The organism is Kitasatospora sp. NPDC088783 (assembly GCF_044750705.1).
GTDB lineage: Bacteria > Actinomycetota > Actinomycetes > Streptomycetales > Streptomycetaceae > Kitasatospora > Kitasatospora fiedleri.
This window is the reverse complement of the sequence record NZ_JBIVKJ010000007.1, coordinates 433,553-445,202: the sequence shown is the minus strand read 5'-3', so window position 1 is coordinate 445,202 and position 11,650 is coordinate 433,553. Positions and strand designations below refer to the sequence as shown.

Genomic DNA, 11,650 nt, shown 5'->3' with positions numbered 1-11,650 from the left:
TCATGCGGACCCACTCCATCGCCGGCGTCCGCCTGCGCAGACGGGTCCGCACCACCGTTCCCGACCCGGCCGCGAGGGCTGTCCCGGACCTGTTCGAGCGGGACTTCACCGCCACCGAGCCGGGACGCAAGTACATGGGCGACATCACGTATCTGCCGCTGGCGGGCGGGGAGTTCCTCTACCTGGCCACCGTGCTGGACTGCTTCAGCCGCAAGGCCGTGGGCTGGTCGATCGCCAGCCACATGCGCACCGACCTGGTCACGGACGCGCTGCGGATGGCGGCCGCGACCCGCGGCGGCCTGGACGGCGCGGTGTTCCACTCCGACCACGGCGCGCAGTACGGGTCCAGGGCCTTCGCCGGCCTGTGCTCGCACCTGGGCGTCACCCGCTCGATGGGCGCGGTCGGCAGCAGCGCGGACAACGCGGCCTGCGAGAGCTTCCACGCCTCCCTCAAACGCGAAACCCTCCAGGGCGCCCGCGACTACGGCGACCCCGCCACCTGCCGCGGGACCGTGTTCGCCTGGCTGACCCGCTACAACACCCGCCGCCGGCACTCCGCCAACGGCCACCTCAGCCCCAACGACTACGAACACCGACACCACACCGCTAAACTCACACTCGCCGCGTGACAACCAACCGCGTGTCCACCTTCACGGGCGAAGGCCCGGGGAGGGGCAGCAGGTGGACGTGGTGGTGAGTTGGACCGGCCGATCCGCCTGCTGGCTCCAGGAGTCCCTGCGCGACACCAACGAGGCGTTCGCCAGTCGGCTCGGCATCGGGCTGCGGACAGTGGCCAGCTGGCACAAGAGCCCGGAGCTGGTACCGCGCACCGAGATGCACCAGCTGCTCGACCAAGCACTGGAGACGGCACCGCTCGCCGCGCAAAAGCGGTTCGCCCTGCTGCTCACCGAGCCCAACGGCTCGGTCACCACCGCCCAGGCCCTGCGGGTGGCCATTGCCGTGGTGGTCCGCGGGGCCGAGATGCTGCTCGTCTGCCGCCGCGACGACGAGACCGCTGGCATTCGGTGGCAGTTCCCGGCCGGCGTCATCAAACCCGGGGTGAAGCCCGAGTCGGCGGCCGTCCGCGAAACGCTGGCCGAGACGGGCGTTCACTGCGCTGTCCGCCAAGACCTCGGTGGCCGGCTCCACCCAGCGACCGGCGTGTGGTGCGAGTACTTCCTCGCCGATTACCTGGCTGGCGAGGCCCAGAACCAGGACACGGTGGAGAACGCCGACGTGATGTGGGTGCCGCGAAACTCGCTGCCCCGATTCATCCCCGTCGATACGATCTTCCCGCCCATCCTGAACGCACTGGAGGAGCCACAGCATGACTGAGCCGACCAGCACCAAGCCGGGCATTGCCGCCGCCATCGTGGTCCAGGACCACCGCGTCCTGATGGTCCAGCGCCGCATCGCCGAGGGTGAGCTGTCGTGGCAGTTTCCGGCCGGTGAGATCGAGGCCGGCGAATCGCCGGAAGCAGCTGCTGTCCGCGAGACCGCGGAAGAGGTCGGCCTGACAGTGAAGGCCACCCGATTGCTCGGCGAGCGCGTTCACCCGAAGACCGGCCGGCAGATGTCGTACGCCGCCTGCGAGGTGCTGAGCGGCACCGCCACGGTGGTCGACACCGAGGAGCTGGCCGAGCTGGCCTGGGTCACGCACGAGCAGATCGCCGAGTTCGTGCCGTACGGGCTGTTCGAGCCGGTGCAGCAGTACCTGGACGAGGTCCTGGCCCCCGAGGAACGCGATTAGGCGGGTACAGATGGACATCCATCTGTACCCGCCTAGTCATCCGCTTCCAGGATCGGCCGTACGAAGCCGGGGTCATGCGGTCCGGCGGGCGGCCACATCCGTGATGGCCAAGATGGCGATCACCACCACCAGCGCCCACATGGTCTGGCCGTGGACCTGACCAGTGGCGATGTACACCGCCAGACTGGCCGGCGCGACGCCCCGGTAGTGCACCGCAGCCCGCGCCAGCTTCTGCCGGGGGTCCGCGACCCGAAGCGTCCAGCCGTTCGGCTTCTCCACATCGTTCCTGCGCCCCTTTCGCGAGCTGGGACGAGCAATGCTCGGAACCTGTGGATCACCGCGGGAGCGGACGCGGAGGGCGTACTTTCCCGAGTGATCCTGTGATGGTCACCGAGTAGGCCCGCGTTCGCAGCGCGGGTCGGGAAGGCACGCCCGTGCTCAGCGTAGTCACCGACGACGGCTCGACCCTGTCCGGCTCCTTGATCGACGAGATCGTCCGGGAGGGCGCCCGCCGGATGCTGGCCGCCGCTTTGGAGGCCGAGGTCAACCAGTACATAGCCGAGCTGGCGGCCGAGACCAACGAGCACGGGCGGCGGCTGGTGGTTCGCAACGGCCACCACCGGCCGCGCACCGTGGTCACCGCGGCCGGGCCGGTCGAGGTCAGGGCCCCACGGGTGAACGATCGCCGGGTCGATGAGGAGACCGGTGAGCGCAAGAGGTTCTCCTCGAAGATCCTCGCGCCGTGGTGCCGCAAGTCCCCGAAAGTCTCCGAGGTGCTGCCCCTGCTCTATCTGCACGGCCTGTCGTCCGGGGACTTCGTGCCCGCGCTGGAGCAGTTCCTCGGCGGCGCGGCCGGCCTGTCGCCGGCGACCGTGACCCGGCTGACCAGGCAGTGGAGCGACGACCACGCCGCCTTCCAGGCTCGCGACCTGTCGGAGCGCGACTTCGTCTACGTGTGGGCCGACGGCGTGCACCCCAAGGTCCGGCTCGGCCAGGCGCACTCCTGCGTGCTGGTCCTGCTCGGCGTGCGGCTGGACGGCACCAAGGAGCTGATCGCGCTCGCCGAGGGGCTGCGGGAGTCCACCGAGTCGTGGGCCGACCTGCTGCGCGACTGCCGCCGGCGCGGCATGCGCGACCCCGAACTGGTCGTCGGCGACGGTGCGATGGGCCTGTGGAAAGCACTGCGGGAAGTGTTCCCGGCCGCCCGCCATCAGCGATGCTGGGTCCACAAAGCCCGCAACGCCTCGAATGCCCTGCCGAAGTCCGCACAACCGGGCGCAACCAAGGCCATGCAGGAGATCTACAACGCGGAGGACCGCGCGCACGCCGAGAAGGCGATCGAGGCATTCGCCAGGACCTACGGCGTCAAGTGGCCCAAGGCGGTCGCGAAGATCACCGACGACCGCGAGGAACTGCTCGCGTTCTACGATTTCCCGGCCGAGCACTGGATCCACCTGCGGACCACCAATCCCATCGAGTCCACGTTCTCCACCGTCAAGCTCCGCACCAAGGTCACCCGCGGCGCCGGCAGCCCGGCCGCGGCTCTCGCGATGGTTTTCAAGCTCGTCGAGTCCGCCCAGGACCGCTGGCGGGCGATCACCGGCGCCCGCCTGGTCGCCTTGGTCCGCGCCGGCGCCCGCTTCGAGAACGGCATCCTGGTCGAACGCCCGGAACCTGCGGCCGCAGCCTGACCACCGGCCGGCGCGAGGCCCGCTGATAGCCTGACGATCATGGACCTCACCCGGGTGTTGGACGCGTTCGAGACAGAGGCCGAGGCGCTCGGCAGGGAACTCGCGGGGCTGCCCGAAGCCGTATGGGACCGCCCGACACGATGTGCGCCGTGGTCCGCCCGGGAACTGCTGGGCCACGTCTGCGTCGTCCTGGACTGGGTGCCCGACATGATCGACGGCCATGCCCCCGAGACCCCGGAGGTCTCCGCGGCCGAGTACTACAGGCCGGACCGCCGCTTCAGCACCATGACCAACGCGGCCCGAATCGATCTGGGACGGGACCGTGCCGCCCGTCACCGCTCGGGAGCCGGCCTTGTCGCCGACTTCACCCGGACCTGGCAGAAGGCCCAGGAGCTGTGCCGCACGGAGGCGGAGCACCGGGTGGTGCGGACCCGCCACGGCGACGCGATGCTGCTGGCCGACTTCATGCTGACGCGCGTCTTCGAAATCGCCGTGCACGGGATCGACTTGGCCGATGCGATCGGGCTGGAGACATGGCTGACGCCACCGGCCGCGAATCTGCTGCTGGAGCTTCTCGTCGGACCGGACACGAGCGGGGTGACCGAGCTGGGATGGAGTCACGCCCGGTTTCTTCGGAAGATCACCGGACGTGAGCCGCTGGAGCCGGAGGAGTCCTCCCGGATCGCTCGACTGGACATCACCTGGCTCGCGCTGGGGTGATAAGCCCCTGACTTCCGCAATCACAGCCCGTCAGTGGCCGGTCCTCCCGTCCACAGGTTTTGACAATTGCTCAGCTGGGACAATCACAGCTCGGATCGTCATCCTCGCCAAAGGCCTGGTCACTGGACACGTCCGCCCCCTCAATGAGGTGATAGAGATCATGGTTGGACAACCGCATAGCACCCCACCCCGACCGTAAGATCGAAGTGTAAGGCAAATCTTACAGTATGCCGCCGGGTAGGTTCCCCAGGCAGCTTCAGGACCAGACGAAGGACGCCCTCATGCCGAGCGACGACAAGACGACGAACGCCGACGAGGCGGTCAAGAGGCTTGCCGCCGGCCTGTCAGCTCTGCGCCAGCGCGCTGGGCAGCCCAGCCTGCGCGAGATCGCCCGCTTGTCCAACGGGACGCTGAGCCATACGACCGCCGCGGAGGCGCTGAGTGGCAAGAGGGTTCCGTCCTGGCAAGTAGTGGCCGAGCTGATCCGCAGTCTGGACGGCGACGAGAAGGAGTTCCGCCCCTTGTGGGTGGCCGCCACAGAGAAGTCGCCGGCCCCGACGGCATCCGAGCGCGAAGACCTTCTCTTCCTCACCCGCTATCGCCGCATGGCCATCAACTACTTCAGCGCCAGCGCTCCAGGCGCTCGTAGCGACTATCGCCGCTTCTTCGACTTCTACGAACCACCACGCATCGTACGAGTTTCAGAGCCACAAGATAATAATTGCAGTGTCGAGGAATTCGACCATGCGATCCACCATGCACTGCTGCTTGGCGATACTGCCTCTGGGAAGACCATGCTCTGTCATGCCCTAGCGCTTCGACATGCCGTTGATGATAGAAGTCCAACAGCTTTCTTTGTGCCGCTACTCCGGTTCTCAGGGTTCTCCACTCCGAGTACATCAGTCGTGGGCTTCATCGAGCACAGCCTTGAGAGCGTCTTTCAACTGCGTCCGCCAGCTGGCTTGGTCGAACGTCACCTAGATCGCAAGCCAACGCTAGTCATGTTTGACGGCCTCTCTGAAATTCATAGTCAGAGCCGAGTCAATGACATGATCACAGCGATAAAGCTCTTCAGTGTTGCTTACCCAAAGGCACGAATCCTCGTCACTTCATCTGACCCCTCGCATCGCCATGCTGGTCGCCTTGATCCCAGCATTTTCATCACATACGCCTTGATGGGCACGTCCGCGGCACGAGAAAAAAAGAACACCCAGATCCCTGAACACGAAGCCATCCCCGCCGAAGTCCTATCGGCGCTTAAGGTGATTCGAGACCTGATGCACCGCTCCAGGACCGAACCAGCCTTTGGGCTACATGCAGTTACTTGGAGCTGGGGAACGCTAGAGAACTGCCTGCAAGGGATGATCCGGGATCAAGATGCACGAGACGGGGAAGATACCCACAGCGAGCCTTCCCATAGCCTCTACGGAGTGCGGCTAATTGCTGAAGCCGAGGCTCGCGGTCTAATTGCCCGAAAGGATTCTGAGCGCCTTCGCTCAGCATGGTACCTGCGGAACCAGATCGCGCATAGTCAGCAGCCATCAGCCACCTTGGCCGCGTCGGCCATCAATGATGCAGTGGAGGGTGTTGTGCAAGTCATTTATCGGCTGTACGAGACAGCTTCCCAAGGCTCCAGCCAATAGGCCACGGCCAGAATGAGATCCGGGTCTAATCCTACCGCCCGGCGGCCAACAGCTTTCCTATTTAGGTGCCACCTTCGGGACGAGTCCACGGGCCGCCAGGTCTTCCTCCAACTGCTCTGACCGCTCAAATAGCCAGTATGCCAGCCGCATGATATTGATGGGCTTGTGGCCTTTGACTTCGTTTCGCGAGAGCCACGTATCAAGTACCAACGAGACCCAACCAGTAAGCTGTGCCATAAATCCCAGTGGGTGATCGCCAACAGGCCCAACCTCCATGTCACGGCTAACAGATTTGATAACTTGCGAAGCCACCTCGTAGCGAGTCAGAAATCCTGGATGTGTTTCTCCTTGCTCACTTGTGACCCACCATGTGTCATGAATGTGGGCGAGGGCTGTTAGTCCAACGATGGAGCCCAGAGTCGCCCGGTAGGTGCGTGCGTGCGATTGGGCACCCACGAACTCGCCCATGATAATGAAAAGTGCAAGGACATCTGCACGCAGCTCGCCGAGCTGAGATGGGTTCAGTTCCTCGCCAGAAGGAAACACCACCGAGTATCGCTTCAGAGCTTGATCCAGCGCCTTGTTCACGTCAGCAGCTCGCCTATACCCATCGTCGGTGTGACCGAGGAGGTGATGGGATAACTCGTGAGCAATAACAAATTCCTCGATACACACCACCGCATCCGCATAGCTGGCCTCACTGCGCCCTGCCGGGAGCTCGTTCAGAAGCGGATGTGCGGGATGAACCTCACCTTTCTGAAGCCAACTGTCCCTGGACCGCTCAGCAACAAGGATCGGTTCGAAGCCACCGCGCTCAACCTATTCCAGGATCATGAGTAGGATCTCGTCATCCTCATCGTCAGGGTCGTCCCAGTCGATTTTGGTTCCGAGCGTCTCAAGCATCGCGAAGTATTTGCAATAGAGAACTGCATAGATCACGGCCGCCTTGGTGATGCCGTAGTTCATCTCCACCACACCAACCTCGCCGGAGCGCCACGCCTCAGCATTGGCTTCGCCGAACAGATTACGTCCGACGTAGATGTTGCGGATACGCGCCTGCCAAGCAGTCGGCAGCAAATCAGTCAGATCTTCCACCACTGCTGCGATCTCAGGACAGTTTGATCGCTGTGGCACCGTCTCGAGGTAGGCCGAGTAACGTGGATCTGCCAGAGGCTTAGAATTTCCTTGCCACTCAAAGAGCGTCTTCCAGATATTCTGGTCAGGCAGCCTCCGAATCTCGTGAAATGACTTGCGAGATTGAGAGAGACTAAGCACGGAATCCTCCAGATAGGGTTGACGAATCCATTGGGACCCAGAAAGCTCATCGGGCACCACCCCAAACCACTCACCATACGGCGAATCCAGCTGTGCGCTGGCCAATCGGAAAACTGCCGACCTGAGCCCAGGCACGGCCTCGACCCCTTCCGGCCCGCCGGCAACGGCTGGAGGGCCCCACCTCTGGCGCACTCGAAATTTGGCGCCTCAAGGGGGATACGCTTCCGGATAGCAACAAAAGGGATGTCTGGAAAATGCCTTACTGAAGCCGGACGAGGATTGACTTTTCGATCATGGAATGATATACTGGATGTTCAAGGTCGAAAGCAAAACAGCTTTTTCTTGGGACCAACGAGGCCGCCGAATCAGAGGCCTTTTGTATTTCTGGGGAGTGGACGCGCCAACCAGCGTTCGTCCGCGCGACTCGTGTTCGACTGACGCCAGATCGGTCTGAGCCTCCTTCCCACGGAGCATCTTGATCCGCTCACCCGTGGTGAAGTCCTGCCACTGACTCACTGAGCCTTTTCAAGGCGGCCACCGATCGGGTGACGGTCGGGTGCTCGCGGGCGAGGAAGAACCGGCAGAGCCCCCTGGCTGTTGAGTGAGGTATCTGACGTCTCAACTCTGTTGCCGGGGAGCCCTGGTGGTTACCTATCCTGCCGCACTGAACCTGCCGCACGCGCTCGTCGAGTGGGTCACCATGCTCATCGTCACCCGTGAGGGTGACCGCCGCTGCAAGCTCCGTCCCTCCCAGCGGGCCCTCGTCGCATTGGTCTACCTGCGCAAGCACGACACTCTCGCGCAGATCGCGGCCGGCTTCCGGATCAGCGTCGGTACCGCCCACGCCTACGTCCACCAGGTCACCGACCTGCTCGCCCGCAAGGCGCCCGGTCTGACCCGGGCCCTGCGCGAGGCCGACGCGGAGTACGTCCTGGTCGACGGCACCCTCGCCGAGTGCGACCGGGTCGGCGACGGCCGCGCGGACTACTCGGGCAAGCACCGCCGCCACGGCGTGAACCATCAGGTCATCACCGGCCCGGCAGGCAAGCTCGTGTGGATCTCCCGCGCCCTGCCCGGCCGCACCCACGACCTCACCGCAGCCCGCACCCGCGGCATCGTGAAGACCTGCGTCCGGCTCCGTGTCCCGGCCCTGGCCGACATGGCGTACACCGGTGCGGGCGGAACGTTCGCGGTGCCGGCAAGGCGCCCGCCCCGCAGCGAACTCGGCACCACACAGCGATCGTTGAACCGGGCCCACGCCCGACTCCGTTATCCGGTCGAGCGGGGCGTGGCGACGATCAAACGCTGGAGGATCTTCCGTCACGCCCGCTGCAGTCCGAACTGGCTGACGTCAGCAGCCAAAGCCATCCTCACCCTTGAGCTCCAACGCTGAAAAGGCTCATTGACGGATTCGCCGTTGGACCTGGCCGACAGGTTGGTCGGTGCCGTGACCGCCGGGGACAGCGACACGGTGCGGACCTGTCTGGAACAGGGGGCGGCGGCGGACACCCCGGGCCCGGACGGACTGCCTCTGCTCTGCACGGCCGTGGCCGGGTTCGACCACCGCGTCGCCGAAGCCCTGATTGACGGTGGCGCCGACCAGGACCGCGAACTCCCCGACGGTGGAACCCCCTTGCTGCGGGCGGTCGACACAGGCTCCCCCACTCTGGTCTCGATGATGCTGGGAAACGATCCGCGGCTTCGCCTGCCCGAGGCCTCACGGCGACAACTGCTCGACCTGGCCCGGCACTGGCACGGGACGGGCGTGGTCGAAGAACTGCGCCGTCGGACCGGAGTGGCGGAACCGGCCGTCAAGCGGCAGGTCGACGTCCCCCATCAGGGCGACGTGATCGACGAGTTCTCCCTCGGCGGGCTGACCGTACGGAACGGCCACGGCGCCATCCTCACCCACCTCGAATGGGCGTTCGGCCCGTTTCCGCCCCTCGACGAAGTGATGGGACGCGCCCTCCCCCACGCCGAGGAGGGGGACAGCAACTGGTTCGCCGCCGCCTACCACCTGGGCCTGCGCCGGGAGCCTCTCGACGGATCGGACCTCGCCGCGTTGCGCCGGCACCCGGACCCCGCCCACCGGCTCTTCCTGGCGCAGGTCGTATGGCACCGGAGTTTCCATGCCGGCCTTGGCCACTCGCCGCACACCGCCCACGATCTCGACTTCCTGGCGTCGTGGGTGCGGGAGGAACCCGACGGCCAGGTCATCGCCGCGATCCTCGACGCTTACACCGGCCGCGACCATCCGGAGCAAGAGGCCATCGGCCTGCGTCACATCGACCACCCCGACCCAGCCGTACGCAGCGAGGCCGTGTTCTGCCTGGATCGGGAACGGGCCGCACCGGTGCTGCTCGACCTCGCCCACGATCCCGCCCCCGAGGTCCGGGCCGCCCTCGCCCAGACGGTTCCCTCATGGTTCGCGTCCGACAAGCGACTCGAACCGGCGGTCCGGGACGCCCTGCTCCTGCTGATCCGCGACGAGAGCCTCGGGGTCCGGTACCACGCCGCGCAGTCCCTCTCCGGCTACGACGACCGGAGCGCTCCCGTCCTGGACGCCTTCCTCGCGCTCCTCGACGAGGACGAGGCGGAGCTGCGGCTGGAAGCGGCCTGGGCACTGGCCCTCCGCGACCACCCGCGCACCGAGGAGGCGTACGGGCGAGTCGGACCGCTTGAGGGGTTCTCGGAGCACGACCACCGGACCTCCGGCCTGTGGCGCTATCGCGCCAACCACCGGAACGGCCCGGCCTGACGGAGTTTCGCCCGCCGGGGAGTGGGTTCGGCTACTGCGGACGGAAGTAGCCCCGCGAACCGGGCGCCGACACGCGGGAGCCGTTGTCGGCGCCCGGTGGCCGGGCCCGTGCTGGCGGGCGGGCCGACCGCGAGGTTCTGTCAGCTCACTGGCGTGCCCGAGCGGGCCTGGCGCCGCCGTCAGGCCCACGCCCGCCGGGGTGGGCAAGCCGCAGGACCGTGGCCGCGCCCGACCCGCGAGAGCATCCGGGAGCCGCCTGCCGGCGCGTGCTCACGTGCCCGGCCCGGGGCCACCGCAAGGTACGGGCGGGCCGCCGAGTCTCCCCGGCGACCGTGCTGCGGCTGCTGCGGGACGAGGGCCTGCTGGAAGCGAACTACCGGCGGAACCGGCGCCGGTTCGCCGCCCGCCGCCCGCCGCCCGCCGCCCGCCGCACGACCGTCTTGGCGATCGACTCGCCATCAGGTGTCAGCCGGCGAGGATCCGCTCGACTCCCTCCCGGTAGCTCGTGACCTGGAACTCGGGAAAGCGGGCCGCGAACTTCGAGGTGTCGAAGATGTTGTCGGCGCGGTAGCGGACGAGCAGCTCGTACATCTCGTCGAGCGGCTTGACGAAGCGGCGGCCGAGGCGGAAGGCGAGCATCGGCAGCACCGTGTAGCCGATTCTGCGGCCGGTGACCTCGCCGGCGGTCCCGATGAGCTGGGCGTAGGACTGCCGGTCCGGGTCGATGGGCAGGTGCCACGTCTGGCCGTAGGCGTCCGGCGTGTTGCCGAGCAGGGCGAGAGCGCGGCTCGCGTCGGGGGTCCAGATCAGGGAGCGCTTCGCATGGGCGTCGATCGGGACGAACGGCCGCTTGCCCGCCTTGATCCGCTCGAAGACCAGGGAGTTCGTGTAGCTCTTCGTCCGGCCGGGGCCGTAGAACTCGGGCGCGCGGCCGATCAGGGCTTCGACCCGTCCGGCCTGCACGGCGTCGAGCAGCGTGGTGGCGATCCGTGCGCGGACCCGGCCTTTGCGTCCGCCCGGTGCGAATGCCGTCGACTCGGTCTGGGGCGTCGGATCCCCGGGATACATGTAGGTGTTGTCGAAGAAGACGAGCTTCGTGCCGTGTTCGGCGCAGGCGTCGATGACGTTGCGCATCATGGCGGGGAACTGCCGCTCCCACAGCTCCGAGTCCAGGGGCAGGCCGACGGTGAGGTAGGCGATGTCGCTGCCCGCGACGGCACGGCTGGTGGCGTCGGCGTCGGTGAGGTCCGCGGCCACGAGCTCGTCGGTGTCGTTCACCCTCACGGGTTTGCGGCTGACGAGGCGGATGTCCTCGGTGTGGTGGCGGTGGAGCTCGTTCACGAGCTCGTCGGCGATCGGTCCGCCGGCGCCGAGAACGGTCTGCATGGGATCTCCTTGAGGTGGGTGGTGCGGGTGTCGGCGGCAGCTCGACTGCGAGGAGTGCCGTGCCGCCACGTGACGATGCGGCCGACCACCGTGGCCGGGGCGCGGATCCGGCCGATGTGGTCGTCGGTCGAGCCCGCAGGCGCCTGGTCACCGGTGTGGTGCCAGCGTGTCACCGAGGTGGGCGGGAAGAGGCGAGCGAGGTGGTCGACTGCTCCGATCGGTGCCAACGCGCCGTCGTCCGGGCTGATGACGGGGGCCGGTGCAGTGGCCGGCCGGTCGAGCGTGTGCGGCGGCCGGCCGGTGAGCACCGTGCGCGCCCGTTCCCGCGTCGAGGTGCGCGCCCCGGGGCCGCCGAACGCCGGCTTCGGGAGGTCGCCGAACACCGCTGCCGTCGCCGGGACCGCCGGTGCCGCCGTGGCAGCGGCGT

The 11,650-nt window shown here is 66.8% G+C and carries 13 protein-coding genes; 8 read left to right on the top strand and 5 right to left on the bottom strand.

Translation table 11 applies throughout. The features are described 5' to 3' along the window. From ACIP60_RS22190 to ACIP60_RS22180, 3 genes are all read left to right on the top strand, one after another. Positions 1 to 629 (top strand): IS3 family transposase (locus ACIP60_RS22190; protein ID WP_400687001.1); only part of this gene is annotated, 629 nt, incomplete at its 5' end. Positions 630 to 681: 52 nt separating this feature from the next. Further along, on the top strand, positions 682 to 1,335 hold the full coding sequence (locus ACIP60_RS22185; RefSeq protein ID WP_400686999.1) for an NUDIX hydrolase: 654 nt from the start codon (positions 682 to 684) through the stop codon (positions 1,333 to 1,335). Continuing rightward, positions 1,328 to 1,750: an NUDIX hydrolase gene (locus ACIP60_RS22180; protein WP_400686997.1), complete on the top strand. Its 423-nt coding sequence runs from the start codon at positions 1,328 to 1,330 to the stop codon at positions 1,748 to 1,750. The genes ACIP60_RS22185 and ACIP60_RS22180 overlap by 8 nt, the downstream gene beginning before the upstream one ends. Before the next feature lie 72 nt (positions 1,751 to 1,822). Here the strand turns inward: ACIP60_RS22180 and ACIP60_RS22175 are convergent, their stop codons facing one another. Then, positions 1,823 to 2,029 carry a hypothetical protein gene (locus tag ACIP60_RS22175; RefSeq protein ID WP_400686995.1) on the bottom strand — a complete coding sequence of 69 codons (207 nt, stop codon included), beginning with the start codon at positions 2,027 to 2,029 and terminating at the stop codon, positions 1,823 to 1,825. 155 nt (positions 2,030 to 2,184) lie between these two features. On the opposite strand from ACIP60_RS22175, the gene ACIP60_RS22170 reads away from it, so the two are divergent. The 3 genes from ACIP60_RS22170 to ACIP60_RS22160 all read left to right on the top strand — a co-directional run bounded on the left by ACIP60_RS22170 (position 2,185) and on the right by ACIP60_RS22160 (position 5,804). After that, the gene (locus ACIP60_RS22170; RefSeq protein WP_400686993.1) at positions 2,185 to 3,441 is read left to right on the top strand and encodes an IS256 family transposase; all 1,257 of its coding nucleotides are present in this window, start codon (positions 2,185 to 2,187) and stop codon (positions 3,439 to 3,441) included. A gap of 39 nt (positions 3,442 to 3,480) precedes the next feature. Further along, entirely contained in the window at positions 3,481 to 4,161 is a 681-nt protein-coding gene (locus ACIP60_RS22165; RefSeq protein WP_400686991.1) for a maleylpyruvate isomerase family mycothiol-dependent enzyme, read from the top strand. Positions 4,162 to 4,442: 281 nt separating this feature from the next. Beyond that, a complete protein-coding gene (locus ACIP60_RS22160) occupies positions 4,443 to 5,804 on the top strand; it encodes an NACHT domain-containing protein (protein WP_400686989.1) in 1,362 nt (453 codons plus the stop codon). Positions 5,805 to 5,861: 57 nt separating this feature from the next. On the opposite strand, the gene ACIP60_RS22155 is transcribed toward ACIP60_RS22160, so the two are convergent. Both ACIP60_RS22155 and ACIP60_RS22150 read right to left on the bottom strand, forming a co-directional pair. Further along, entirely contained in the window at positions 5,862 to 6,392 is a 531-nt protein-coding gene (locus ACIP60_RS22155; protein WP_400686987.1) for a hypothetical protein, read from the bottom strand. Between the two features lie 231 nt (positions 6,393 to 6,623). Continuing rightward, the gene (locus tag ACIP60_RS22150; protein WP_400686985.1) at positions 6,624 to 7,184 is read right to left on the bottom strand and encodes a hypothetical protein; all 561 of its coding nucleotides are present in this window, start codon (positions 7,182 to 7,184) and stop codon (positions 6,624 to 6,626) included. A gap of 538 nt (positions 7,185 to 7,722) precedes the next feature. Between ACIP60_RS22150 and ACIP60_RS22145 the strand changes: the two genes are divergently transcribed. Together ACIP60_RS22145 and ACIP60_RS22140 are read left to right on the top strand one after the other, a co-directional pair. Beyond that, the gene (locus ACIP60_RS22145; RefSeq protein ID WP_400686983.1) at positions 7,723 to 8,472 is read left to right on the top strand and encodes a transposase family protein; all 750 of its coding nucleotides are present in this window, start codon (positions 7,723 to 7,725) and stop codon (positions 8,470 to 8,472) included. Positions 8,473 to 8,526: 54 nt separating this feature from the next. Next, positions 8,527 to 9,837 carry a HEAT repeat domain-containing protein gene (locus tag ACIP60_RS22140; RefSeq protein WP_400686981.1) on the top strand — a complete coding sequence of 437 codons (1,311 nt, stop codon included), beginning with the start codon at positions 8,527 to 8,529 and terminating at the stop codon, positions 9,835 to 9,837. A gap of 465 nt (positions 9,838 to 10,302) precedes the next feature. Here the strand turns inward: ACIP60_RS22140 and ACIP60_RS22135 are convergent, their stop codons facing one another. Both ACIP60_RS22135 and ACIP60_RS22130 read right to left on the bottom strand, forming a co-directional pair. Continuing rightward, on the bottom strand, positions 10,303 to 11,223 hold the full coding sequence (locus ACIP60_RS22135) for an NAD-dependent epimerase/dehydratase family protein (RefSeq protein WP_400686979.1): 921 nt from the start codon (positions 11,221 to 11,223) through the stop codon (positions 10,303 to 10,305). Next, the gene (locus ACIP60_RS22130) at positions 11,175 to 11,606 is read right to left on the bottom strand and encodes a hypothetical protein (protein WP_400686977.1); all 432 of its coding nucleotides are present in this window, start codon (positions 11,604 to 11,606) and stop codon (positions 11,175 to 11,177) included. Before ACIP60_RS22130 ends, ACIP60_RS22135 begins: the two co-directional genes overlap by 49 nt. Between the last annotated feature and the right edge of the window lie 44 nt (positions 11,607 to 11,650).

Bases quoted from the DNA above. Each gene is read 5' to 3' on its own strand.
- ACIP60_RS22180 (WP_400686997.1), top strand. From the start codon at position 1,328: ATGACTGAGCCGACCAGCACCAAGCCGGGCATTGCCGCCGCCATCGTG.
- ACIP60_RS22165 (WP_400686991.1), top strand. From the start codon at position 3,481: ATGGACCTCACCCGGGTGTTGGACGCGTTCGAGACAGAGGCCGAGGCG.
- ACIP60_RS22160 (WP_400686989.1), top strand. From the start codon at position 4,443: ATGCCGAGCGACGACAAGACGACGAACGCCGACGAGGCGGTCAAGAGG.
- ACIP60_RS22135 (WP_400686979.1), bottom strand. From the start codon at position 11,223: ATGCAGACCGTTCTCGGCGCCGGCGGACCGATCGCCGACGAGCTCGTG.